The 23433-nt window shown below is 67.6% G+C and carries 23 protein-coding genes, 1 tRNA gene and 1 other RNA gene; 14 read left to right on the top strand and 11 right to left on the bottom strand.

What is annotated here, in order from left to right; all coding sequences use genetic code 11:
- Positions 1-41 precede the first annotated feature (41 nt).
- The 3 genes from QRN63_RS27255 to QRN63_RS27245 all read right to left on the bottom strand — a co-directional run bounded on the left by QRN63_RS27255 (position 42) and on the right by QRN63_RS27245 (position 3544).
- Complete coding sequence (locus tag QRN63_RS27255; RefSeq protein WP_285034066.1) at positions 42-1145, bottom strand: helix-turn-helix transcriptional regulator; 1104 nt, start codon at positions 1143-1145, stop codon at positions 42-44.
- Between the two features lie 239 nt (positions 1146-1384).
- Positions 1385-2911: a PE-PPE domain-containing protein gene (locus QRN63_RS27250; RefSeq protein WP_285034064.1), complete on the bottom strand. Its 1527-nt coding sequence runs from the start codon at positions 2909-2911 to the stop codon at positions 1385-1387.
- Positions 2912-3052: 141 nt separating this feature from the next.
- Positions 3053-3544, bottom strand: coding sequence for a lipoprotein LpqH (locus tag QRN63_RS27245; RefSeq protein ID WP_267319526.1), 492 nt, complete (start codon positions 3542-3544; stop codon positions 3053-3055).
- 180 nt (positions 3545-3724) lie between these two features.
- On the opposite strand from QRN63_RS27245, the gene tgt reads away from it, so the two are divergent.
- The 3 genes from tgt to QRN63_RS27230 are packed head-to-tail and all read left to right on the top strand — an operon-like array spanning position 3725 to position 7086.
- Positions 3725-4951: a tRNA guanosine(34) transglycosylase Tgt gene (gene tgt, locus QRN63_RS27240; RefSeq protein ID WP_285034062.1), complete on the top strand. Its 1227-nt coding sequence runs from the start codon at positions 3725-3727 to the stop codon at positions 4949-4951.
- A gap of 42 nt (positions 4952-4993) precedes the next feature.
- Positions 4994-6223: a cytochrome P450 gene (locus QRN63_RS27235; RefSeq protein ID WP_285034060.1), complete on the top strand. Its 1230-nt coding sequence runs from the start codon at positions 4994-4996 to the stop codon at positions 6221-6223.
- Between the two features lie 23 nt (positions 6224-6246).
- Positions 6247-7086: an SDR family NAD(P)-dependent oxidoreductase gene (locus tag QRN63_RS27230; RefSeq protein WP_285034059.1), complete on the top strand. Its 840-nt coding sequence runs from the start codon at positions 6247-6249 to the stop codon at positions 7084-7086.
- 10 nt (positions 7087-7096) lie between these two features.
- Here the strand turns inward: QRN63_RS27230 and gluQRS are convergent, their stop codons facing one another.
- Positions 7097-7972 carry a tRNA glutamyl-Q(34) synthetase GluQRS gene (gene gluQRS / locus QRN63_RS27225; protein ID WP_285034058.1) on the bottom strand — a complete coding sequence of 292 codons (876 nt, stop codon included), beginning with the start codon at positions 7970-7972 and terminating at the stop codon, positions 7097-7099.
- A gap of 58 nt (positions 7973-8030) precedes the next feature.
- Between gluQRS and QRN63_RS27220 the strand changes: the two genes are divergently transcribed.
- Complete coding sequence (locus QRN63_RS27220) at positions 8031-9113, top strand: ATP-dependent DNA ligase (RefSeq protein WP_267319521.1); 1083 nt, start codon at positions 8031-8033, stop codon at positions 9111-9113.
- The gene (ligD, locus tag QRN63_RS27215) at positions 9113-10141 is read left to right on the top strand and encodes a non-homologous end-joining DNA ligase (RefSeq protein ID WP_285034057.1); all 1029 of its coding nucleotides are present in this window, start codon (positions 9113-9115) and stop codon (positions 10139-10141) included. The genes QRN63_RS27220 and ligD overlap by 1 nt, the downstream gene beginning before the upstream one ends.
- A gap of 4 nt (positions 10142-10145) precedes the next feature.
- Here the strand turns inward: ligD and QRN63_RS27210 are convergent, their stop codons facing one another.
- A complete protein-coding gene (locus QRN63_RS27210) occupies positions 10146-10292 on the bottom strand; it encodes a hypothetical protein (RefSeq protein ID WP_285034055.1) in 147 nt (48 codons plus the stop codon).
- A gap of 216 nt (positions 10293-10508) precedes the next feature.
- Between QRN63_RS27210 and QRN63_RS27205 the strand changes: the two genes are divergently transcribed.
- Positions 10509-11198, top strand: coding sequence for a GAP family protein (locus QRN63_RS27205; protein WP_267319518.1), 690 nt, complete (start codon positions 10509-10511; stop codon positions 11196-11198).
- A 162-nt stretch (positions 11199-11360) separates the two neighbouring features.
- Here QRN63_RS27205 and cspE read toward each other — a convergent pair whose 3' ends face one another.
- Positions 11361-11564: a transcription antiterminator/RNA stability regulator CspE gene (gene cspE / locus QRN63_RS27200; RefSeq protein WP_043402873.1), complete on the bottom strand. Its 204-nt coding sequence runs from the start codon at positions 11562-11564 to the stop codon at positions 11361-11363.
- Positions 11565-11758: 194 nt separating this feature from the next.
- Between cspE and QRN63_RS27195 the strand changes: the two genes are divergently transcribed.
- Genes QRN63_RS27195 through QRN63_RS27175 form a run of 5 tightly spaced genes read left to right on the top strand, consistent with a single transcriptional unit; the run spans position 11759 to position 17685 of the window.
- Positions 11759-13276, top strand: coding sequence for an ABC transporter substrate-binding protein (locus QRN63_RS27195; protein ID WP_285034052.1), 1518 nt, complete (start codon positions 11759-11761; stop codon positions 13274-13276).
- Complete coding sequence (locus QRN63_RS27190; RefSeq protein ID WP_285034051.1) at positions 13273-14223, top strand: ABC transporter permease; 951 nt, start codon at positions 13273-13275, stop codon at positions 14221-14223. Before QRN63_RS27195 ends, QRN63_RS27190 begins: the two co-directional genes overlap by 4 nt.
- Entirely contained in the window at positions 14220-15059 is an 840-nt protein-coding gene (locus tag QRN63_RS27185) for an ABC transporter permease (protein ID WP_285034049.1), read from the top strand. The genes QRN63_RS27190 and QRN63_RS27185 overlap by 4 nt, the downstream gene beginning before the upstream one ends.
- Positions 15056-16642 (top strand): dipeptide ABC transporter ATP-binding protein, encoded by a 1587-nt coding sequence (locus QRN63_RS27180; protein ID WP_285034048.1) that lies wholly within the window; start codon positions 15056-15058, stop codon positions 16640-16642. The genes QRN63_RS27185 and QRN63_RS27180 overlap by 4 nt, the downstream gene beginning before the upstream one ends.
- A complete protein-coding gene (locus QRN63_RS27175; protein WP_285034046.1) occupies positions 16642-17685 on the top strand; it encodes a zinc-binding dehydrogenase in 1044 nt (347 codons plus the stop codon). The genes QRN63_RS27180 and QRN63_RS27175 overlap by 1 nt, the downstream gene beginning before the upstream one ends.
- A gap of 3 nt (positions 17686-17688) precedes the next feature.
- On the opposite strand, the gene QRN63_RS27170 is transcribed toward QRN63_RS27175, so the two are convergent.
- Positions 17689-18078: a DUF3887 domain-containing protein gene (locus QRN63_RS27170; RefSeq protein ID WP_285034045.1), complete on the bottom strand. Its 390-nt coding sequence runs from the start codon at positions 18076-18078 to the stop codon at positions 17689-17691.
- Between the two features lie 145 nt (positions 18079-18223).
- Between QRN63_RS27170 and QRN63_RS27165 the strand changes: the two genes are divergently transcribed.
- A complete protein-coding gene (locus QRN63_RS27165; protein ID WP_285034043.1) occupies positions 18224-19444 on the top strand; it encodes an oxygenase MpaB family protein in 1221 nt (406 codons plus the stop codon).
- Positions 19445-19447: 3 nt separating this feature from the next.
- Here QRN63_RS27165 and QRN63_RS27160 read toward each other — a convergent pair whose 3' ends face one another.
- The 4 genes from QRN63_RS27160 to QRN63_RS27145 form a co-directional block, all read right to left on the bottom strand.
- Positions 19448-19711 carry a hypothetical protein gene (locus QRN63_RS27160; protein WP_285034042.1) on the bottom strand — a complete coding sequence of 88 codons (264 nt, stop codon included), beginning with the start codon at positions 19709-19711 and terminating at the stop codon, positions 19448-19450.
- Positions 19712-19955: 244 nt separating this feature from the next.
- Positions 19956-20969, bottom strand: coding sequence for a S1C family serine protease (locus QRN63_RS27155; protein ID WP_267319510.1), 1014 nt, complete (start codon positions 20967-20969; stop codon positions 19956-19958).
- A 44-nt stretch (positions 20970-21013) separates the two neighbouring features.
- Entirely contained in the window at positions 21014-21787 is a 774-nt protein-coding gene (gene lucA / locus QRN63_RS27150; RefSeq protein ID WP_285034040.1) for a lipid uptake coordinator LucA, read from the bottom strand.
- A gap of 81 nt (positions 21788-21868) precedes the next feature.
- Positions 21869-21954 (bottom strand) — tRNA-Ser (locus QRN63_RS27145).
- 68 nt (positions 21955-22022) lie between these two features.
- Between QRN63_RS27145 and ffs the strand changes: the two genes are divergently transcribed.
- Together ffs and QRN63_RS27135 are read left to right on the top strand one after the other, a co-directional pair.
- An RNA gene (gene ffs / locus QRN63_RS27140) (signal recognition particle sRNA small type) lies at positions 22023-22119 on the top strand.
- 28 nt (positions 22120-22147) lie between these two features.
- On the top strand, positions 22148-23431 hold the full coding sequence (locus tag QRN63_RS27135; protein WP_285034039.1) for an aspartate aminotransferase type Ic: 1284 nt from the start codon (positions 22148-22150) through the stop codon (positions 23429-23431).
- The last annotated feature ends 2 nt before the right edge of the window (positions 23432-23433 follow it).

Here is a 23433-nt window from a genome sequence, read left to right as displayed (position 1 = left end):
CCGGGCAGTGCATCGGCCGATCGGCGTATTTGGTTGGCGCACTACAGCGATATGGCGAGCAGCGTGCGGACGAGCTCGGCCTGTCGGTGGGTGCCCGTCTTGTCGAAGATGTGCTGAACGTGAGTTCTGACGGTGCCGGCCGACAGGCACATACTCTCGGCGATGGGCTTGATACCGTCGCCCTGTATCAGCCTGATGGCCACCGCCGCTTCGGCCGTCGTCAGGCCGTACAAGCGGCGCAGCATCTCGGTGTCCGGTTGCGGGTGCTGCTCGGGATCGAGAATCAGCACCAGGGCCCGTGATTCGGCGAGCGGAGCCGTCACATGCTGGAACGGCAGCACGTGAATGACGTACGGGCGCAACCCCGATGGGCGCGGGCACAACAGCGAGGTGCCACCCCGCACGACCGCCCCGGTCTGCCCGAGTGCGGCGTTGATGCCGTGACGTAGGGCCGCGTCAGCGGGCGGGTGCGTGAACTCGAACGAGCCCTCGCGGAGGGTCAGACCGTCGTGACGGCGGACGATGTTCTCTGCCGCGGTGTTCAGGTATCGCACCGACAACGCGCAGTCCACGACCGCCATCCCGATGCGGGTGACGTTGTCCATCGCCGACGAGATGTTGCGGATCTGATGGCTGGCCGAGCTGAGGTCGTGCTGGATGCGCAGGGCCCGCTGGAAGTGCGGGACCAGCGCCTCGGCCAGGTGGACGCGTTCGGCGGTGTCGAACGGGTCGGCCCGTTTCTCGGTGGCCACCACCCAGGTGGCGGGTTCGGGGCCGCCCGTCAGCCGGACGAACAGCCCGTCATCGAGTCGGTGCGGTCGCATCCAGTCCATGTGGAACTCGGCGTTCGGCTGCAATGCGACGAGTTCCTGGCTGCCGCGCACCTGCCCGACAGGTCCGTTCTCGACGGCCTCGAGGAGGAAATCGATGTGGCGGTAGTACTCCGCGTATTCGGCGAGGGCGTCAGTCGGGATCGTGACGCTCTGGGGCGCCCGGCTCACGCCATCGGCCAACACCAGAGCCGCGCCGCCGGTCGCCTCGAACATGGTGTGGAGGTCGGCCATGGTCGCGGTCCACTGCTCTGGCTGGACCGCGGAATCGTAGATCGACGACACTACGCGTGAAAAGGCTTCGACCGTGACCACGGTCGGCACTCCCTGACGAATGTAGGGCTCACGCCTTGCGCCTTTCGCGACGTGATCTACCTGCGGCTGCGCCGCGGGCACTGCCGAAAGCGTAATTCAAGACCAATGGTATGTAAAGTGTTCCTTGGCGGTTGCTGAGAGTTGGATCGGCGCCGCCGGGCGTGCGGACAGATCGCGATTAGCGGGGGATCGCGATCTGTGCGCACCGCGCCTGGCAGCCGCTGGTCGCCGAACGCGAGTCAGGCTGCGGCCGGGCCGGACTCGCGTTTGGGGCCGTCCTTCGGTTCGGATGTGGGCCCGGCGGTCGACCCCGTCTGCACGTCACCAGCGTCCGTGGCGGGCGCGTTCTTCTTTTTCTTCGGCTTGGTGGTTTTGATCGGCGGGCTGTCCGGGTCGGTCTTCGGTTTGGTCGACTTCACCGGCGGCGTATCTGAATCCGCCTCCGGTTTGGGGGATTTGACCTTCGGCTCGTCGATGCCCGTCGGCTTCTGGCCGGGGTCGGTAGTCGAGGCCGTCGGTGCCTGCGGTTGCTCGGTCTTCGTGTCGGTTTTTACGTCGGTCTTCACGTCGGCCGGTGCGTCGGTCTTGGGGCCCGTCTTCTCATCGGCCTTCGTGGCCGTGTCCTGGACGGTCGCGGCCACCGGCGCCAGGACCGCGGGCTTCTTGGCGGCGGTGTCCAGCGGTGTCACGGGAGGCGAGACGGCCGATGTGGCCGCCAGAGGCGGCAGGTGCAGCTCGGACTGCAGGTCTGTGATGAAGTTGGTGGCGCCCTGTTGAAGTGCGCCCGGTATCGCCGTGAGGGCCTCGACGATCTTCGGCAGCGGCGTGAACAACGAGAACGGCGTCTTCTGTTCGGGACTCAGGTTTTGCCGATCGGTGTAGCCCATGTCGACCAGCACCCGCAGCAGTGGCTCGACAGCGTCCAGCAGCGGTTTGACCAACGGCGTCAACCCGATGGCGCCCGCGCCTTGGCGAAGCGGAGCCAACAACGGCAGATCGGGATTGGTGATGAACACATACGTGTCCTGGCCGCCGGCGCTGTTGGTCACCGAGGTGACGATGGCCGGCGTGGTGCCGGGAATGTAGGAGTCGTAGTACGCGTCCGGGTGCGCGTACATGACGCCCAGCAGACTGTTGGCCAGCGATAGCGGATTGAAGTAGGCCGGGAAGTCGGCGTACGGGTCGTACTCGTTGGTGATGAACGTGCTGTTGTACGCCGACGGCGCCGCCGGGCCCATGTTGCCCACGATGAATGGCACGCTTATGCCGGGGAACCGCTCGAAGATGCCGCCGTTCGGTGCGAACGGCGAGGCGATCATCAGGAACGACAGCTGAGAGGGCAAAGGGCCGGTGCCATTGGCAAGCAACCGCCTCTTGGCGAATTCGGCACCGAGGGTGCCCTCGGAATAGCCGGCCACGATGATCGGTTGCGACCGCGTCAGGATTTCGTCGTAGGTTTTCGGGCCGGAGATGGCCGTGCTGGCCGACAACTGGATCGAGGCCGGGTAGTTGATCGGGTCATAGGTGTAGCCGGGCGGCACCACGGTGTCGTTGAGCTTGGCCGGAATGTTGGCCGAGGTGGGATCGCCCCGCCCGCCGATCCCGATCACGGTACCGAGTGACGTGTGGATCAGGCCGAGGAATACGCCTGTCGTGATGTTGGTGGCCGGCCCCACGAGCAGTGCGCAGCACATCGCGAACAACAGGAAGACTCGCGGCACTCCACGAACGGCGGGACGGCTGGTTGGCAACATCTGCACGGACATCGACGCTCCCCCGGCTAGGCGTGAACCGGACGCTACTCCCGTGACCAGGCGTTTAGACGGGAATCTGCAACTTCCCCGGGAACGAAGAAACGGGTGGTGTTCCGGCATCCGGAACACCACCCGTATCTGTATCAGTACCGGCTAGGGGCAGGTCACCTCGATCTCGAAGGGCTTCTTGGTGGGCTCCATCGGGTTGGCCATGTCGACCCCGGTTGCGGTGCCGCTGATCTTGTAGGTCTTACCGTCCTTGGTGGCCTTGGCCTCGCCGCCCGGAACGCCGTCGGTGTAGCCCAGGGTGACGCCGTTGACGGCGCCCAGGCCGACGGTCTTGACGACCGGCGGGTCGGCGTCGGTCAGGGTGACGCCCAGGCCGCCCGAGGCGTTGCCGATGGCGATGACCACGTTGCCGGCCGCAGTGGTGCAGCCGATCTGGCCCTGGACGTCCTGGGCCTTGCCGTCGATGCTGACCTTCGCCGTGCCGGAGCCTGCAGTGGAGTTACCGTTGGCCGACGACGCCGAGGCCGTTGCGGAGGCCGACGAGCCGGACGACTTCTTGTCATCCTTGGAACAGCCGGTCAGACCGGCGGCCAGAACCGCGGCACCAGCGACCGCGACAACCAAACCACGCTTCATAACTTGTGCTCCTAATTTGTGCGAACCGTCCGAACGGCGGGTCATCCAGTGCATTATGAGGTTCGCAAACCGCCTGTTCACCGAATTCACAGAAAATCCCTGTAACCGTCCTGACCTGTTTGTTTCCGCGTTGTTCGCGGGCATTCGGGTATCGGGGCGGGGAATTGGTTGAATACAGCGGTGAGTCAGCAGTTCTTCGAAGTCACCGCGCAACTGCCGGACCGGCGCGGCCGGGCCGGGGTGATCCATACTCCGCACGGTGACATCCAGACCCCGGCCTTCATCGCCGTCGGCACCGCGGCGACGGTCAAGGGCGTCCTGCCCGAGACCATGAAATCGCTTGGCGCACAGGCGCTTCTTTCCAACGCCTACCACTTGTACCTGCAGCCCGGGCCCGATGTGGTGGACGCGGCGGGCGGGCTCGGCGCCTTCATGAACTGGCCCGGGCCGACGTTCACCGACAGCGGCGGCTTTCAGGTGATGTCGCTCGGGGTGGGCTTCAAGAAGGTGCTGGCCATGGACACGGCTCGGTTGCAGGCCGACGACATCATTGCCGAAGGAAAAGAGCGGCTGGCCCATGTCGACGAAGACGGGGTGACGTTCCGCTCGCACCTCAACGGTGACAAGCATCGCTTCACGCCCGAGGTGTCGATCGGCATTCAGCACCAGCTGGGTGCGGACATCATCTTCGCCTTCGACGAACTCACCACGCTCGTGAACACCCGTGCCTACCAAGAACGTTCGGTGGAACGCACCCACCGGTGGGCGGTGCGCTGCCTGGCCGAACACCGCCGACTGAGCATCGAACGCGCGGGCAAGCCGGCGCAGGCGCTCTTCGGGGTGGTTCAGGGTGCGCAGTACGAGGACCTGCGCCGCCAGGCCACGAAGGGGCTCGTCGGGATCGTCGACGAGGACGGGCACGGCTTCGACGGCTATGGCATCGGCGGCGCTCTCGAGAAGCAGAACCTGGCGACCATCGTCGGCTGGGTCACCGACGAACTGCCCGACGACAAACCGCGGCACCTGCTCGGCATCAGTGAGCCGGACGATCTGTTCGCCGCCATCGAAGCCGGCGCCGACACCTTCGACTGCGTGTCGCCGTCGCGAGTCGCCCGCAACGCCGCGATGTACTCGGCGACGGGCCGCTTCAACGTCACCAACGCCCGGTTCAAGCGCGACTTCAATCCCATTGACGCCGAATGCGATTGCTACACCTGCGCCAACTACACCCGGGCGTATCTGCACCATCTGTTCAAGGCCAAGGAGATTCTGGCGTCCACGCTGGGCACCATCCACAACGAACGGTTCATCATCCGGCTCGTCGACCAGATCCGCGCCGCCATCACCGCCGGTGAGTTCGACGAGCTGCGCGACCACGTGCTGGGGCGCTACTACGGGCCCCGATAGGGAGCCACCTGCGGCGATCCGGCGCTGTGCACAATTGCTTGTATGACTGGCGCACCGGGAGTGATCGACCCGCAAACGTTGCTTCTCGGGTTGATGGATCCGGGCAACCGGGCCGACCCGTACCCGCTGTACGAACGATTCCTGGCCAGCGGGCCGCTGGCGCTGCCCGACGCGAATCTCGTCGTGTTTCCCGGCTTCGCCGAGTGCGACGAGGTGCTGCGGCACCCGGCATCGGCCAACGACCGGCTGAAGTCGACGGTCACGCAGAAGCAGATCGCCGCCGGCCAGCGGCAGGCCCGGCCATTCGGCGAGCCGGGGTTCCTCTTCCTCGATCCGCCGGACCACACCCGGCTGCGCGGGCTGGCGCAAAAGGCGTTCGCGCCCAAGGTGATCAAGGCACTCGAGGCCGACATCGGCACCATGGTGGACGGCCTGCTCGAGGGCGTCACGGGCACCATGGATGTGGTGGCCGACCTGGCCTACCCGCTGCCGGTCGCCGTGATCTGCCGGCTGCTCGGGGTGCCGATGGCGGACGAGCCGCTTTTCAGCCGGGCCTCGGCGCTGCTGGCGGGCGGCCTGGACCCCTTTGTCGCGGTGAACGACGAGACGGCCGACGACACCGCCGACCTGATGGAGGCCGGACTCTGGCTGCGCGGGTACCTGCGGGACCTCATCGAGGAGCGGCGTAGTTCGCCGGGCGAGGACCTCATCTCCGCGCTGATCGCCGCCGAAGAGGACGGCGACCAGCTGACCTCCGAGGAGATCGTCGCGACCTGCAATCTGTTGCTGATCGCCGGGCACGAGACAACGGTCAACCTCATCGCCAACGCGGCGCTGGCCATGCTGCGGCACCCGCAGCACTGGGCCGCGCTGGCGGCGGACCCATCGCGGGCGTCGTCGATCGTCGAGGAAACATTGCGCTTCGACCCGCCCGTGCAGCTGACCAGCCGCGTCGCCGTCGAGGACATCCAGATCGGTGACATGGCGGTACCCAAGGGCGACATCATGATGCTGCTTCTGGCTGCCGCACAACGGGATCCGCGCATGTACGACCGGCCCGGCGAATTCGACCCGGACCGTGGCGTGATCAAGCACCTGGCATTCGGCAAGGGCCCGCACTTCTGTCTCGGCGCGCCGCTGGCCCGATTGGAGGCCTCCGTCGCGCTCTCGGCGCTGGCGGCTCGATTCCCGACCGCGCAGTTGGCGGGTGAGCCCGTCTACAAGCCCAACCTGACGCTGCGGGGTCTGGCCACCCTGCCGGTCACCGTCTGATCCCGGCCATTACCCTCGCGAACATGCCTTCAGTTCTCGTCACCGGTGCCGGCCGCGGTATCGGGCTGGCCATCACCCAGCACCTCGCCGCCACCGGGTGGGACGTCATCGCCGGGGTGCGCTCCAAGGACGACGCGGCGGCCGTCGTGGCGCAGGCGCCACAACGGATCTCGGCCGTCATCCTCGACGTCACGTCCGACGATGATGTCGAGGCACTGGCGGCCGCGTTGCCGGACCGGCTGGACGCCGTCGTCAACAACGCCGGCATCGTGGTCGCCGGCCCCGTCGAGACGCTGACCCCGGCGGACTGGCGCAAGCAGTTGGACGTCAACGTGGTCGGTCAGTTCGCGGTGACGGCGGCGGTGCTGCCCAAGTTGCGGGAGTCCCGCGGCCGCGTGGTGTTCATCTCCAGCGTCAACGGGCAATTGTCCTCGCCGATGCTGGGCGCTTATGCGGCATCGAAGTTCGCGCTGGAAGCCGGCGCCGAGGCGCTGCGAATCGAATTGCGGCCCTGGGGCGTTCCGGTCGTGGTCGTGGAGCCCGCGCAGACCGATACCGACATGTGGCGCAAGGCCGACGACATGGTCACCGAGCTCGAGGCCGGTGTCTCGCCGGCGCACCACGCGCTGTACGGCCGGCACATCGCCGGTATGAAGAAGATGATTCCGCTGTCGCAGAAGATGGCCGTCAACCCGGCGAAAGTGGTTGCGGTGGTGGAGGAAGCGCTCACCGCGCGGCGGCCCAAGGCGCGGTACATCGTCGGTCTGGGACCCAAGTTGCAGGCGGCGCTGCTGACGAACATCCCAGCGGGTCTGCGTGGGTTCATCCTGGCCAAGGTCTTCGGGGTGCCGCGGCGGGTGTAGGTCGCTGCAGTTAAGGCCGGAAAATCCAGGGCGCGCGTGGCAGCCTGGCCGGATCGAACTCGGCCAGCATGCCGTCGAGTGTGGTGGCGGTGTAGCCCAGCGACGCGGCGATCTGCGCCAACGCTGATTCTGCGCCGATCTCCGAAACCGTCACCGCGCCATCGCGTTTGGCCAGCCGCTTGCCGTCGGCGTTGAGTACGAGCGGCACGTGCGCGTAGGCGGGCGGCGAATGGCCCAGCAGCGCAGCCAGATACGCCTGTCGCGGAGACGACGAGAGCAGGTCGTCGCCACGGACCACCTGATCGATGCCCTGGGCGGCGTCGTCCACCACGACGGCCAGGTTGTAGGCCGGGACGTTGTCGCCGCGGCGCAGCACGAAATCGTCGACGACGCCGGTGTAGGTCCCGTGCAGCAGATCGGTGACGGTGTATTCGTTTGTGTCCGAACGCAATCGGATGGCCGGCGGTCGGCCGGTGGCTCGGCGCCGGGCGCGCTCATCGTCGCTGAGATTGCGGCATGTGCCCGGGTACGCGCCTTCCGGCGCGTGCGGGGCCCGCGGCGCCTGCAGGATGTCTTTTCGGCTGCAGAAGCATTCGAACGTCAGGCCGCGCTCGGTGAGGTCATCGACGACGGCGAGATGGCGGTCCTCGTGGGAGGCCTGGTATTCGGGCGGTTCGTCCCATGTCAGCCCGACGGCCGCCAGATCGTCCAGTTGGCGCTGCGCCACATCGGGGAACGTGCGGTCGTCCAGATCCTCGACGCGCAGCAGGAACCGCCGACCCGTGGACCGCGCGAACAACCACGCCAGCACCGCGGTGCGCACGTTGCCGATGTGCAGGTCGGCGGACGGGCTCGGCGCGAACCGGCCGGCGGGGGAATGGGACACGACCGCAATGTAACGCGCCGCGCGATGAGATTGCCCACCCGCGCCGGTCTACGTGAGTATGAAGAGTGTGGACCTACCTGTGCAGCCACCGATAGACCCCATGCTGGCCAAGGCCGCGGCGAAGGTGCCGGACGAGGCGGGGTTGTGGTCCTACGAGCCCAAATGGGACGGGTTCCGGGCTCTGGTGTTCCGGGACGGTGACGAGGTGGTGCTGCAGTCGCGCAACGGCAAAGAACTCGGCAGGTACTTCCCTGAGTTGCTCGCGGCGCTACGGGACGAGACCGCGCCGCGCTGTGTGCTCGACGGTGAGGTGGTGGTGCCGCGGGAGATCAACGGCCGCATCCGGCTCGATTGGGAATCGTTGAGCCAGCGCATCCATCCCGCCGCCAGCCGGGTGCAGATGCTGGCCGAGCAGACGCCGGCGCATTTCATCGGTTTCGACGCGCTGGCCGACGGCCACCGCAGTCTGCTGGCCGAGTCGTTTCGGGTCCGCCGGGCCGCACTGCAGGACCTGGTGGGTGAGAAGCAGTGGTGCCACGTCACCCGGACCACCGAGGACCCCGAACTGGGTGCGCACTGGCTGACCACGTTCGAGGGCGCGGGACTGGACGGCGTGATCGCCAAACGGCTCGACGGTGCGTACCTGCCGGGCAAGCGGGAGATGGTCAAGGTCAAGCACGCCCGGGACGCGGATTGTGTGGCGATCGGCTATCGCATCCACAAGAGCGGTGAGGGCATCGGGTCGATCCTGCTCGGGCTCTACACCGACGGTGGCGATCTCCACATGGTCGGTGGTGCAGCGTCATTCACGGTCAAAGACCGCATCGCGCTGCTGGCGGAACTGGAGCCACTACGCACCGGTGACGCCCAGGACGGTGAACCGAGCCGCTGGAATTCGGCCGCCGACAAGACCTGGATTCCGATCCGCCCCGAGCGGGTATGCGAGGTGGCATACGACCAGATGGAGGGGAACAGCGTGCATGGCCGACGGTTCCGGCACACCGTGAAGTTCCGGCGCTGGCGCCCCGACCGGGACCCGCAGAGTTGTACCTTCGATCAGCTAGACGCGCCGCTCAACTATGACCTGTATGACGTCCTGGAGAACGGCCGTGGCGAGCGAAGCGACGGGGTGGAGCACTGATGGCAAGCGCCGCAGAAGAACTCGACGTCGACGGCGTCGCCGTCCGGTTGACCAGCCCCGACAAGGTGTACTTCCCGAAGCTCGGGAGCAAGGGCACGAAACGCACGATGGTCGACTACTACCTGGCGGTTGCCGACCGGATGGTGACGCTGCTGCGGGACCGGCCCACTCACCTGCAACGCTTCCCCGACGGCATCGAGGGTGAGGAGATTTACCAAAAGCGGGTTCCGGCAAAGCATCCGGACTACCTGAAGACCTGCACGGTGACCTTCCCGTCGGGCCGCACCGCCGATGCGCTCAAGGTGACCCACCCGTCTGCCATCATCTGGGCCGCGCAGATGGGCACCATCACGCTGCACCCGTGGCAGGTGCGCTGCCCGGACGTCGAACATCCCGACGAGTTGCGCATCGACCTCGATCCGCAGCCGGGTACCGGGTTCAACGAGGCCCGGGAGATCGCGACCGGGGTGCTCAAACCGATCCTCGACGAGCTCGGCCTGATCGGATACCCCAAGACGTCAGGCGGTCGGGGCGTGCACGTCTTCGTCCGGATCAAGCCGGAGTGGGACTTCATCGCGGTGCGCCGGGCCGGCATCGCCCTGGCCCGCGAGGTGGAACGGCGCGCGCCCGATGCGGTGACGACGTCGTGGTGGAAGGAGGAACGCGGCGAGCGGCTGTTCATCGACTACAACCAGAACGCGCGGGACCGGACCTTCGCCTCGGCGTACTCGGTGCGCAAGACGCCGATCGCGACCGTGTCGACGCCGCTGTCCTGGACCGAGCTCGCCGACGCCGATCCCGATGACTACACCATGGCGACCGTGCCGAAACTGCTTGCGCAGCGCGACGATCCGTGGGCGGGCATCGACGACGTGGCGCATTCTCTGGAGCCGTTGCTCGACATGGTGCAGGCGGATGAGGAGGAGCGGGGGCTCGGCGATCTGCCGTACCCGCCGAACTACCCCAAGATGCCGGGCGAACCGAAGCGCGTACAACCGAGCAAAGACCGGGACCTCAAGGACTCCTAGGGCCTCACGGCGCGCAGGTGTGCGCCGCGCCCTGCGGGCTGGGCAGCGCCTGGAGGTCATCGGTGCCACAGCCGAGCGCCGATGCCGAGACCAGCAGTGCCAGCAGAGCGAGGTACCGGACCGGCTTTCCATGCCACGGACGGTTGTTCACCTGGCGCTCCGATGAGTCGCTGACGGCAACTGAAATATTTTGCTGCTGTCGCACGAAGCCGCCTCTCCAGTGTGAATATCACCTAGTAACTGGCAACCTACCGGTGTCCGCTGTTTGGTAGCTAGATTTCACTGAAATGGTTCGCTGAAATCGTGCACTGACGCATATTGACGATCACGGCGGCTCCGGGGCGATCGACTGGGTAGATTGCTGCCCATGACTGGAAGCTGGGGCACCGTGTTGACCGGGCTGGTTCCGCTCGGGCTGGTGGTGGCGTTGTCGCCCATCACCGTCATCCCGGCGGTGCTGGTTCTGCAGGCGCCGCGACCCCGGCCGACCGGACTGGCGTTCCTCGCCGGCTGGGCGGTCGGCCTGGCCGTGGTGACGGCCGTCTGTGTCCAGGCCTCACACCTGCTGGGAGGCGCGCATCATGACCACAAGTCGCCGCCCGAGTGGGCTTCGTGGCTGCGGGTGGTGCTGGGCGTCGCGCTCATCGTCTTCGGCATCTACCGCTGGTTCACCCGGCATGACAGCACCGACTCGCCGGGCTGGATGAAGAAGATCGCGACCGTCACCCCGGCCCGTGCGGCAGCGATGGGTGCGGCGCTGGTGGTGGTGCGCCCCGACGTCGTATTGATCTGTGTGCCAGCTGGATTGGCGATCGGCACGGCAGGCCTCGGCCTCGAGGGTGACTGGCTGGCCGCGGCCTTCTTCGTGATCGTCGCCGCGTCGACCGTGGCGATCCCCACCGTGGCCTACGCCGTCGCCGGCGCGCGCCTCGACGACACGATGCGGCGGCTCAAAGATTGGATGGAGAAGAACAACGCCGCGCTGATGGCGGTGGTCATGGTCGTCATCGGCGCGATGGTGCTTCACAACGGCGCACGTGCGCTCGGGTGGCTCTAGGGCGCGCCCGAGCGCAGGTGTTCCTGGCCGGAGAACCTCCGGTACTCACACAGTCGGACGGATGCCCAGGTCACAGGCCTGAGCATCCGCCGACGGCGTGGAGAAAGAATTGTGGGCTGGCGCGAAACGTTCCGCACCAGCCCGCTGAGCTTTGCGGCTCAGTTAGACCGCAGTAACTCCGGTCGCAGCCGGGCCCTTGCTGCCCTGACCGACCTCGAACTCGACTCGCTGGCCCTCATCGAGGGTGCGGAAGCCGTTGCTCTTGATCTCCGAGTAATGGACGAACAGATCCTTGGACCCGTCGTCGGGAGTGATGAAGCCGAAGCCCTTCTCACTGTTGAACCATTTCACAGTTCCCTGTGGCATATACCAACTTCTCTCATGTAGAGCGGACGTTAGGAAGAAACGTCCGCTCGGCATCTTAGCTCAGTTCGATGTTCCTCCGCACCCTGAACTGCACATATCGATGCCAGGTGTGAACCGGCATCCCGGCGGGTACGGGGACGGCAGGAGAGCGCCGGCCTCCGATGTCTGCCGGCCCCGGCCCGGAAGTGACGGACATGCGACTGGTTGCGGCGGTGCTCGCCGTCGTTTCCGTCGTCATTGTGACGGCCTGCGCGCCCGCGCAGCGCGTTGACCTGGGCCGGGACGCGGGATACCTGATCGCCGCGATCTCCGGCGAGCCCGACCAGCTCGACCCGCAGAAGACCAGCGCGTACTTCTCCTTCGAGGTACTCGAGAACGTCTTCGACACCCTCGTGGAGCCGGACGCCGATCTGCACATGCGGCCCGCCCTCGCGCAATCCTGGGATGTCACGCCTGATCAACTGGCCTGGACGTTCCACCTGCGGCCCGGGGTGACATTCCACGACGGCAGCCCGCTCACCGCGTCGGACGTCGTCTACTCCTACCGCCGGATCATCGACGGCAAGCTGGCCAATGCCGACAAGCTCAGCGCCATCACCGACGTCACCGCGACCGACGACTACACGGTCCGGATCACCGTGGCCCACCCGACGCCGAACCTGCTGACCAATCTCGGTGGGTTCAAGGGCGTGGCGATCGTGCAGCGGCGCAATGTGGAGGACGGGCAGATTGCCGCCCACCCAATCGGCACCGGGCCGTTCTCCTTCGTCAGCCAGCGCGGCGGAGATGCGATCACGTTGCGCGCAAATCCCCATTACTGGGCAGGAGCCCCACGGATTCCGGGCGTGACGTTCCGCTTCATCAGCGAGCCGTCGACGGCCCTGTCGGCGCTGCAGGCCGGTGAGATCGACTGGACCGACGCGGTGCCGCCGCAGCGGATCGCCCAGTTACGGGGCGACGATTCGATCCACCTCGCGGTGACGCCGAGCAACGACTACTGGTACCTGGCGCTCAACGAGGCCCGGCCACCCTGGCAGGACGTCCGGGTGCGGCAGGCCGTCGCGTACGCCGTCGACCGGGCGTCGATCGTGCAGGCCACCAGTTACGGTGCGGCGCAGGCAAATCAGCTCGCGATCCCGCAGGGCAACCCGTGGTACACGCCCTACGACAAGTACCGCTACGACATCGACCACGCCAAAGCGCTGCTGCGGCAGGCCGGCGCGGCGCCGACCGCCATGGACCTGTTGGTCACCAGCGAGTACCCGCAGACGGTGACCGCTGCCCAGGTGATCGCCGACAACCTTGCACCGCTGGGCATCCGGGTCACCATTCGCACCGTCGATTTCGGGACGTGGCTCGACGAGCAGCACAGCGGCCACTTCGACATGCTGATGATGGGGTGGCTCGGCAACATCGACCCCGACGATTTCTACTACGCGCAGCACCACACCGGGGGTGCGAGCAATGCCCAGAAATTCTCGGACCCGCGCGTCGACGCGCTGCTGGACGCCGGCCGTACCGAGATTGATCCGCAAGCGCGGCACCAGGATTACACGCAGGCGGCGACGCTCATCGCGGACCAGGTGAGCTACCTCTACCTGTACAACCCGGCTGTGGTGCAGGCCTGGTCGCCACGGCTCACCGGCTACGAGGCCAGGCGCGACAAGGCAATTCGGTTCCGGGACGCGGTACTCGGCGGTGACCGGCCATGACAATCCTGCGGTTCCTGGCCCGTCGGCTCGTCTACTCGCTGGTGGTTCTGGTGGGCGTCCTCATCGTGGTGTTCGCCCTGGCCCATCTGGTTCCCGGTGACCCGGTGCGCATCGCATTGGGGACGCGGTACACCCCCGAGGCGTACGACACCCTGCGGCATGCGAGCGGTCTGGACCGGCCACTGCCCGCGCAATTCGTCAGCTACCTCGGCCATGCTGCGACGGGGAATCTCGGCGTCAGCTTCCGCAGCGGCGACCCGGTGGCCCAGGTCCTGGCCGAGCGGTTGCCCGCCACCGTCTCTCTTGCCGTGGTCGGCATCGCGGCGGCGCTGGTGATCGCGCTGCCGGCCGGTATCTACGCGGCCTCGCACGAGGGCCGGCTCAGCGACGTGATCGTCCGGGTCACAAGCCAGTTCGGAGTGTCGGTTCCGGACTTCTGGCTGGGCATCCTGCTCATCTCGTTGTTCTCCACCACGCTGGGCTGGTTGCCGACATCGGGCTACCGGCCGCTGTTCGGCGATCCGGCGGGCTGGTTGCGCCACGTGATCCTCCCGGGCCTGACCGTGGGTCTGGTGGCGGCGGCGATCATGACGCGCTACGTCCGCTCCGCGGTGCTGGAGGTGTCCGCGATGGGCTACGTCCGGACCGCGCGCTCGAAAGGTCTGCCGCCACGGGTGATCACCCTGCGGCACGTCGTGCGCAATGCCCTGGTGCCCATCCTCACCATCACCGGTATCCAGCTGGCGACGATTCTCGGCGGCGTCATCGTGGTCGAGGTGGTGTTCGCCTGGCCGGGCCTGGGCCGGCTGGTCTACCTGTCGGTGGCTGCGCGCGACTATCCCGTGATCCAGGGCGCGGTGCTCCTCATCGCCGTCCTGTTCCTGACGGTCAACCTGGTGGTGGATGTGCTTTACGCCCTTGTCGATCCGCGGATTCGGCTGTCATGAGACGGCCCACGAATCCCGTCACGGCGCTCAGCGCCGCGGTCGTGGCCGCCGCCGTGGTCATCGCCGCCGGCGCCGGCCGGCTGGCGCCCTACGGCATCAACGACGTCGACGTGCCGCAGGCGCTGCGGCCGCCCAGCGGCGCGCACTGGTTCGGCACCGACGAACTGGGCCGCGACGTGTTGTCCCGGGTGCTGACGGGCCTGCAGGCATCGATGACGGTGGCGGTGGTCAGCGTGGCATGCGCGGCGCTGGTCGGGACCGCGCTGCGCGTCATGGCCGGTTACCGCGGTGGCTGGCTGGACACCGTGGTGATGCGGGTCGTCGACGTGATGTTCGCGTTCCCGGTGCTGCTGTTGGCCATGGCGATCGTCGCGGTGCTCGGGCCCGGGCTGGCGACGACGATCGCCGCGATCAGCGTCGTCTACGTGCCGATCTTCGCGCGGGTGACGCGGGCCAGCACCCTGTCGGTGCGGGAGGAGCCGTACGTGGCGGTGTCGCGCACCATGGGCACCGGCACGGCTTACATCCTGGGTCGGCACGTCCTGCCGAACATCACCGGACCGCTCATCGTCCAGACCTCGCTGTCGCTGGCGTTCGCCATCCTGTCCGAGGCCGCGCTGTCCTTCCTCGGGCTGGGCATCCAGCCGCCGCGGCCGTCGCTGGGCCGGATGATCTTCGATTCGCAGGGTTTCGTCACTCTGGCCTGGTGGATGGCGGTGTTCCCCGGCGTAGCGATCGTCGTCATCGTGCTGGCGTGCAACCTGCTCGGTGACGGGCTGCGGGATGTCCTGGATCCCAAGCAGCGCACCATGATCGAGGCACGGCGGCGGTCATGAGCGTCCTGGCGGTCGACAATCTGTCCGTCCGGATCGGGCGACGGGACATCGTGCGCGATGTGTCACTGGCGGTCGAGCCCGAGCAGACGCTCGGCATCGTCGGCGAGTCCGGTTCGGGGAAGTCGACGACGGTGCTGGCCGCGACCGGACTGCTCGATGCCCCAGGTGCGGTCGTGACGGGCTCGAGTGTCCTTGCCGGACAACAGGAACTCGTCGGCGCCCCGGCGCGGACCTTGCGGCGCGTACACGGTGGCCGGATCGGTTTCGTCTTCCAGGATCCGGGGACGTCACTCAATCCGCTGCTGACCATTGAACGGCAGATCACCGAATCGCTTGAGACGCACAAGAATCTGACTCGTCGCCACGCCGCCGTGCGTGCCCTGGAACTCCTCGATGCCGTCGGCCTACCCGACCCGCAACGACGGCTGCGCAGCTATCCGCATCAGCTCTCCGGCGGGCAGCGGCAGCGCGTGATGATCGCCATCGCGCTGGCGTGCGACCCCGAGCTGCTGGTCGCCGATGAGCCGACGACGGCCCTCGACGTCACGACGCAGGCCCAGATCATCGCTCTGGTGCGGGAGTTGCAGCGGGGGTTCGGCACCGCCGTGGTGTGGATCAGTCACGACCTCGGGGTGATCGGCGAGGTCGCGGACACCGTCACCGTGCTGCGCGGCGGCGAGGCCGTCGAACAGGCGCGGGTCGACGCGATATTCGAGGCACCGCAGCAGGCCTATACCCGCGAATTGCTGGACGCCAGGCCGGTTTTGGGGCATCCCGCGCGCGAGGTCCCGGACACCGCGACACTGCTCGACGTCGCCGATCTGGATGTCAGGTTTCCCGTCAGCACGCCGACCGGCCGGATGGTGGTCCACGCCGTGAAGGACGTGTCGTTCCGTATCCGCCGGGGCACGACGCTCGGGCTGGTGGGGGAGTCGGGTTCGGGGAAGTCGACCGTGGCGGCCGCGCTGACCGGTCTGATTGTGCCCGACGGCGGGCGCGCGCTGCTGGACGGCACCGATGTGCTCACCGTCAAACGCCGGGACCGCAAGGCCGTGCGCCGCCGCATCGGTCTGGTGTTCCAGGATTCGTTCTCGTCACTCAATCCCCGTATCCCGGTGGGCATTTCGATCGCCGAGCCTCTGACGGCCAACGGCAGGGACCGGCGGGCGCGGGTGCGCGAGCTGCTGGACTCCGTCGAACTGCCGGCGGACTACGCCGCGCGGTATCCGCACGAACTGTCGGGCGGCGAGCGGCAGCGCGTCAACATCGCCCGGGCGCTGGCCGTGCAGCCCGAGTTGCTGATTCTCGACGAAGCCACGGCATCACTCGATGTCTCGGTGCAGGCCAAGGTGCTCGACCTGCTGACGCGGCTGCAGCAGGAACGTGACCTGACCTACCTCTTCATCGGCCACGACCTGGCCGTGATCGAGCAGATGAGCCATGACGTGCTGGTGCTCCGCGGCGGCGTATCCGTGGAATACCGCTCTGCTGCTGAGCTGTTCGCGCATCCGGAACACGAGTACACACGCGCATTGCTCGCCGCTGTGCCTCCGGCACGTCCGGGGCGTGCAACGATGACCTGATGCGCGCGGTGATCTTCGAGCAGTTCGGTGGGCCGGTGGACGTTCGCTCGGTTGCCGATCCGACGCCGTCACCCGGCGGTGTCGTGGTGCAGGTGCACGCGACCGGGTTGTGCCGCAGCGACTGGCACGCCTGGGCCGGGCACGACGACGGCGTCGCCCTCCCACACGTCCCCGGACATGAACTGGTCGGAGAAGTGGTCGCCGTCGGGGCGGACGTCCGGCGCTGGCACGTCGGCGACCGGGTCACCACACCGTTCGTGTGTGGCTGCGGTACCTGCGAATGGTGTGCCTGCGGCCAGGCCCAGGTGTGCCCCGACCAGACGCAGCCGGGATTCACCCACTGGGGCTCGTTCGGTGAATACGTGGCACTGCACGCCGCGGACACGAATCTCGTTGCGGTGGGCGAAGATATCGACGACGCCGCAGCCGCCGCGCTGGGTTGCCGGTTCGCCACCGCCTACCGCGCGCTGCGGGCCCGTGCCGACGTCAAGCCCGGTGAGTGGGTCACGGTGATCGGCGTCGGGGGCGTGGGCCTCAGCGCTGTTCAGGTGGCGGCCGCCGCCGGCGCCAACGTCATCGCCGTCGACCGCACCCCGGCGGCACTCGACCTCGCGCGCAGCCTCGGTGCGGCCGAGACTGTCCTCGCGGGTGGCGCCGACGTCCCCGCCGCGGTGCACGAGACCACCGGAGGCGGTAGCCATGTCGCGGTCGACGCGGTGGGTACCGCCGGCACGTGCGCCGATGCGATCCACAGCCTGCGCAGACAGGGGCGCCATGTGCAGGTGGGGTTGCTGCCCAACATCGACGGGCATCCACAGGTGCCCATGGATCGCGTAATCGCTTGGGAATTGGATGTTTTGGGCTCGCACGGCATGGCCAGCGCGGACTACCCCGAGATGCTGGACCAGGTCGCGGCAGGCAAGCTGCGCCCGCAGGCGTTGGTCGAGCGAGTGGTGGGGCTGACCGAAGGCGCGCGTCTGCTGCCGGAGTTCGGCGCCGCGAGCCCGGTGGGGGTCACACTGATCGACCCCCGCCTGGTGTGACGGTCAGGGGACCGGCACACCTTCGCGCAGGAAGTACACGGCCGCGATGGTGCCATCGGGGTGAATCTTCACCCGGAACTGGCCGGGCATGCGGTCCATCTGCAGCGGGACGTTCACCACGGTGAGGTCGCCGCGCGTGGTGTCCTCGGGGCCGCCGTGTGACTGGTACGCCCCGAACGTGCGCTGGTAGCCGTCCCATACCTGCTGTAACGCCTTGGGGGACAACCGTTTCTGCAGCTCCGGGTCGAACCGGGCGGTGACGGCGGCATAGTTGCCCGCCGCGATGTCGTCGATGGTCGTCAGCGCCACCTGGTCGGGGGCGTCGGCCGCCGTCGCGGCTGGTGCCGCGCCGAATGCGACGCCGATCCCGAGCGCCGTGATCGCGGCTGCCACTGCGTTCCGACGCTGATGTCTGGACTGTTCTCCCCGCCACATGAGGGCCAGCCTATGCGCTCGCGCGCCTTTTGCCATTGACGAGACCCCGGGTACCGCCTAGTTTGACTACATACGTTGTCAATGGCGACAAGGAGTGCGCACGATGTCCCTGCCGATCCCGGCACGTCATCCCGACCGGCCGCAACCGGTGCCCGCGGCGATCAGTTCGTTCGCCACCATGCTGGCCATCGGGAAACCCGATGCGGCGCAGTGGCAGCGGCTGGGCGAGCGCCTCAACGTCGGGGACGAGCCCATGGATTCCCTGGTCGCCTGGATGTCGGAGACGGGGACGAAGCAGCTGCGGCCGCTGTTCGACCGCGCACTCGCCGACGGCATCGGCTCCGTTCCGGAGGCGCCGGAGCCACTGCGGCGGTTCTTCGAATCGATCGAGGCCACCCCTGACTGGGTCGACCCCGAAGCGCTGCGGGTGGGAGCACGGACCCTGCGCCGCGGCGGGGCCGACGGCATGTACATCGCCCGGGACGTGGCCCTGCTGGGCGGCTACCAGTTCTCCGGGTTCAACCAGACGCTGCTACGCACCGGCGCCCTGGAAAAGGGCTCCAACCAGCGCTTCGCCGAGACCATGCAGTGGGCGCTCGATGTGATCGACCCCGGCGGACTCGACAAGTTCGGCTCGGGATACCGGTCCACGGTCCGCGTCCGGTTCGTGCACGCGATGGTGCGCAGACACGTGCAGGCGATGCCGGACTGGCGCGTCGAGCAGTGGGGCCTGCCGATCAATCAGACCGACATGGCGGCGACCCTGGTCGGCGCCCTGATCGCACCGGTTCTCGGAGGCCTGGCCATGGGTATCGTGGCCACCCCTGCCGAATTGAGCGGCATCGCCCACCTCACGCGCTACGTGGGCTGGCTGATGGGCGTGCAGGACGAATGGCTGCCGCGATCCTTCCGGGACAGCGTGCGCATCCTCTATCACACGTCCACCGCGCTGGCAGTCTCCGACGAGACCACCCGACAGCTGTCGGTGCCGATGGCGCGTGACCCGCTGAGCTGGCATTACCGCGGTGCGGAAGGCTTGCGCCGACGGCTGGCGTGGGCTCAGCACCTGTCGGTCACGACGGCTTTCCTGGGCCCGCGGGTGATGCGCACGCTGGGGCTGCCGACCTACATGCCGCCGTGGTATCCGGTACTCAGAATCCCCGTCAACGGCGTCCGCAGCCTCGCGGCGCTGGTGCTGCCGGGCGGTTCGGACCGCGCCGCAGACCGCGGGCTGCGCGAGCAGAAAGCCCTGCTGCACACCATGATCGGGGACAACCAGGCCACCATCGGGGCTTCGGCGTCCCACCTGCGCGGGGTGGCTTGAGTCTTACGGCAGCGGCGCGACGGGAGCGACGCAGGCCGGCTCCACGGGCGCCGGGTCACGCCACGCGTGGCTACCGGACATCAACGCGACGGTGAACGCCTCCATGAGCCCGACCACGACGACGGGCCACATGGCTCCGGCGAGCACGCTGGTGATGACCTGATGGTCGGGTTGCTCGTCGTTGCTGAACCTGCGGCCGACGAGATAGGTCGCCAGAGTCACCACAGCCCAGATCGCTGTGTACGCCTCCACGTAGAGGTGGACCACTTGGCTACTCCCTTTGACCGGGTAACCGCCGCGTGAACAGCTGTGACCGAAGGCTCATTTACAACCGAATGTGTCGTCAATCTAACTCGCGAAAATGCGGCCGCCAAGGGCTTCCGTAGTCGGCAAAACGGCATTACGGCACGTCGGGGCTTGGTGGCAAATGGTCATAACGCCCATACCCGGTCAGTGCCGGTAGCCAGCTACTTTGACGGGCTAGTCGATTTTTTTGCCAGAAAGTTGCGTGTCAGGACGTCAGCACGGCTTTGGCGGTGTGCTGCTGGCCCGCGCGGTCGATCCAGAACAGTTCGACGACGTCGCCGGGGTAGTGCCGGTCCAGCACGCTGGTGAGCGCACCCGCCGAGCTCACCGTGACGGCGTCGATGCTCACCAGGACGTCGCCCGGGACCATCCCCGCGATTTGCGCGGGGCCGCCACTGATCACGTCGCGGATCAGCACGCCGGGCAGCTGCGACTGCTCGTCGGTGCCGCCGACACCGACGCCGAGCAGCGTCGGCTGGCCGATGTGGATGTTGTTCGATGTGGCACCGGAGCGGATCTGCGCGGCCGTCGCCAGCGCCTCGTTGATCGGGATCGCGAAGCCCTCGCCGCCCGGGCCCATGTGGAAGTTCAGCGTCGCGGCGACCGTCATCCCGACCACCCGGCCGTCCGCCGAGACCAACGGGCCACCCGAATCGCCCGCGCGGACGGGAGCGGCGAACTGGATCAGGCCCGTCACCTGCTCGGAACTGCCCGTCAACTCGTCCTTGGCGGTGATGGTGCGGTTCAGCCCGATGACGTGGCCGGCCTCATGGGTCAGTGAGTTGACGCTGCCGTCGGCGTTGCCCAGCGCCACGACCTCGTCGCCGACCGCGAGCGCCGACGAGTCGCCCAGCGGGGCGACCGGCAGGTCGGACGCGCCGCGCAGCTGCAGCACCGCGATGTCGCGGTGCCGGTCATAGCCGACCAGGTCCGCCCGGTACGGCCGGCCACCGATGGTGGCGGTGACCTTGTCGGCGCCCTGCACGACGTGGAAGTTGGTCAGCAGCGCGCCGCCTGCGTCGAGGACGAAGCCGGTGCCGGCGCCGATGGCGTGCTGGTAGTTGATGACGGTGTCGACGCGCGCGGTCGCGGGTTCGACGGCGGCTGCGGCCGCGGACGCGTCAGCGTGCGTGACAGGGGCGAGGCTGACGGAGCCCACGGCAACGGCTGCCGCGGTGACCGCGGTGCCGAGCCGACGGCAGAAGCGGAACCCGCCCATGTGCTGTCCTCCGGACTGCGAGGTGATGGCCCTGAGGTAGGCCCTTAGGCTCCGCGCCCGAACAAGCCGGAACCTTTGCCGGCGCGGCGGTTGCGCAGCTTACCGGCGGGGGCGTCATCAGTGACCGTTTCTTCAGCCTCGTCCTCGTTGGTGTCGGCGGTCTCTTCGCCGGACGTCTTGGCCGCTTCATCGGACTCGGCGGCCTCGGCGTTACCGGCGTCGTCGCCTTCGGTGGTTGCCGCCGCGTCGTCGTCGGCCGCTTCCGTGTCTTCTTCCTCGGCCTTTTCTTCGGCCTCGGCTTCCGTCTCGGGTGCGCTCTCAGCGACGGCCTCGTTGCCCTTGCGCCGGCCGCGGCGCTTGCCGTCGTTGACCTTCAGGGGCGCGGGCGGCGGGGGCGGCAATTCGGCGACGAAGGCCAGGTAGAACGCCAGGGCGGCGAGCAGCGCCAGGCCGGCCGCGCCGCCGTAGATGCCGAACAGCCAGGTGCCGGCCTGATCCAGGGTCAGCCAGATCTCGCTGATGGCGGCGCCGATGATCAGGACACCGGCCACGATGTGCAGGACGATCGACCAGGTGCGCAGGGTCAGCGCCAGTTGCGGGGTGCCGTACTCCGGCAGTGCGGTGCGCTGGCGGGTGAACAGCACCGGCAGCGCCGACAACGCGATGACCAGACCGCAGATGATGCGCATCGCGGTGCCGAGGGTGTGCGACCAGTCGCCGGTCAGCTCATTCCAGCGGGGCAGTGCGAAGAAGAAGTACAGCAGGGCTGCGAGCACCAGGAACGACGCGTGCCAAATGATCGCTACCGGCCGCCGCATGCTGCTCCTCGAGGGGTTTTGGCTTCGATGTGGATCCGGGGTGCGACCGGCTGATCAGCTGGTCGCACCCCGGACCGAGTGCGGAGGATAGGGGATTTGAACCCCTGAGGGCTGTTAACCCAACCCGCGTTCCAGGCGAGCGCCATAGGCCACTAGGCGAATCCTCCGTGGACAAGGGTACCCGACCCGGATCCGACGCCCTACTCGTGTGCCACTGGGTGGGTACTACACTCATGGCCGGACCCCGCGCGGCGTCCATCCTGTGAACTCCCCCAGGGCCGGAAGGCAGCAAGGGTCAATGGGCTCTGGCGGGTGCGCGGGGTCCCCTATGTTTTCGCGATCTGATGCGAAAGGCGCGCCGTGTCGTTTCTGTCCCTCGGCCGTGACGAATTGCAGGCCCAGCACGATCTGCAACAGCGCAATTACGCCGAACTGCAGGCCCGCAACCTGACGCTCGACCTGACCCGCGGCAAGCCGTCGGCAGAGCAGCTCGACCTGTCGAACGCCATGCTCGGCCTGCCGGGGGACACCCCGGGCTCCTACCTGGACGGCAATGGCACCGACACCCGCAACTACGGCGGTCTGCACGGTCTGCCCGAGTTGCGGGCCATCTTCGGTGAGCTGCTCGGCCTGCCCGTGCAGAACCTGATCGCCGGCAACAACGCCAGCCTCGAGTTGATGCACGACGTCATCGTGTTCTCGCTGCTGTACGGCGGGGTCGATTCGCCGCGCCCCTGGGTGCAGGAACCCGTCCTGAAGTTCCTGTGCCCATCGCCCGGGTACGACCGCCACTTCGCGATCACCGAGAGCTTCGGCATCGAGATGATCCCGGTCCCGATGCTCGAGGACGGCCCCGACGTCGACCTCATCGAGGAACTGGTCGCTGCCGACCCGGCGATCAAGGGCATGTGGTGCGTGCCGGTCTTCGGCAACCCGACCGGCGTCACCTACTCGTGGGAGGCCACCCGTCGGCTGGTCCAGATGCAAACGGCGGCACCGGATTTCCGGCTGTTCTGGGACAACGCCTATGCCGTGCACACGCTCACGCACGAGTCGGTGCAGAACGTCGACGTCGTCGGCCTGGCCACCACCGCGGGCAACCCCAACCGGCCGTACGTGTTCGCCTCGACGTCCAAGATCACCTTCGCCGGGGGCGGCGTCAGCTTCTTCGGCGGCTCGCTCGGCAACATCGCGTGGTATCTGCAGCACGCCGAGAAGAAGACCATCGGCCCGGACAAGGTCAACCAGCTCCGGCATGTCCGCTTCTTCGGCGACGCCGACGGGGTGCGGCTGCACATGCAACGGCATCAGGCGCTGATGGCGCCCAAGTTCGCGGCGGTCGCCGAGATTCTGGACGAGCGGCTCAGCGAGTCGAAGATCGCGTCGTGGACCGACCCCAAGGGCGGCTACTTCGTCAGCCTCGATGTGTGGCCGGGCACCGCTAAGCGGACCGTGGCGCTGGCCAAGGACGCCGGCATCGCGGTGACCGCGGCCGGCGCGTCGTTCCCGTACAAGAAGGACCCCGACGACAAGAACATCCGGATCGCGCCGTCCTTCCCGCCGTTGCCGGACCTGCGCCTCGCCATCGATGGGCTGGCGACGTGCGCGCTGCTGGCGGCGACCGAGGTGCTGCTCGAGGATTGAGC

This window comes from Mycolicibacterium sp. lyk4-40-TYG-92, assembly GCF_030209435.1.
Lineage (GTDB): Bacteria > Actinomycetota > Actinomycetes > Mycobacteriales > Mycobacteriaceae > Mycobacterium.
This window is presented reverse-complemented; position numbering and strand designations above follow the sequence as displayed.

Bases quoted from the DNA above. Each gene is read 5' to 3' on its own strand.
- QRN63_RS27230 (WP_285034059.1), top strand. From the start codon at position 6,247: ATGCCTTCAGTTCTCGTCACCGGTGCCGGCCGCGGTATCGGGCTGGCC.
- QRN63_RS27190 (WP_285034051.1), top strand. From the start codon at position 13,273: ATGACAATCCTGCGGTTCCTGGCCCGTCGGCTCGTCTACTCGCTGGTG.
- QRN63_RS27180 (WP_285034048.1), top strand. From the start codon at position 15,056: ATGAGCGTCCTGGCGGTCGACAATCTGTCCGTCCGGATCGGGCGACGG.
- QRN63_RS27245 (WP_267319526.1), bottom strand. From the start codon at position 3,544: ATGAAGCGTGGTTTGGTTGTCGCGGTCGCTGGTGCCGCGGTTCTGGCC.
- QRN63_RS27195 (WP_285034052.1), top strand. From the start codon at position 11,759: ATGCGACTGGTTGCGGCGGTGCTCGCCGTCGTTTCCGTCGTCATTGTG.
- lucA (WP_285034040.1), bottom strand. From the start codon at position 21,787: ATGCGGCGGCCGGTAGCGATCATTTGGCACGCGTCGTTCCTGGTGCTC.
- cspE (WP_043402873.1), bottom strand. From the start codon at position 11,564: ATGCCACAGGGAACTGTGAAATGGTTCAACAGTGAGAAGGGCTTCGGC.
- QRN63_RS27165 (WP_285034043.1), top strand. From the start codon at position 18,224: ATGTCCCTGCCGATCCCGGCACGTCATCCCGACCGGCCGCAACCGGTG.
- QRN63_RS27235 (WP_285034060.1), top strand. From the start codon at position 4,994: ATGACTGGCGCACCGGGAGTGATCGACCCGCAAACGTTGCTTCTCGGG.
- QRN63_RS27185 (WP_285034049.1), top strand. From the start codon at position 14,220: ATGAGACGGCCCACGAATCCCGTCACGGCGCTCAGCGCCGCGGTCGTG.
- QRN63_RS27155 (WP_267319510.1), bottom strand. From the start codon at position 20,969: ATGGGCGGGTTCCGCTTCTGCCGTCGGCTCGGCACCGCGGTCACCGCG.
- QRN63_RS27205 (WP_267319518.1), top strand. From the start codon at position 10,509: ATGACTGGAAGCTGGGGCACCGTGTTGACCGGGCTGGTTCCGCTCGGG.
- QRN63_RS27220 (WP_267319521.1), top strand. From the start codon at position 8,031: ATGAAGAGTGTGGACCTACCTGTGCAGCCACCGATAGACCCCATGCTG.
- QRN63_RS27175 (WP_285034046.1), top strand. From the start codon at position 16,642: ATGCGCGCGGTGATCTTCGAGCAGTTCGGTGGGCCGGTGGACGTTCGC.
- QRN63_RS27250 (WP_285034064.1), bottom strand. From the start codon at position 2,911: ATGTCCGTGCAGATGTTGCCAACCAGCCGTCCCGCCGTTCGTGGAGTG.
- ligD (WP_285034057.1), top strand. From the start codon at position 9,113: ATGGCAAGCGCCGCAGAAGAACTCGACGTCGACGGCGTCGCCGTCCGG.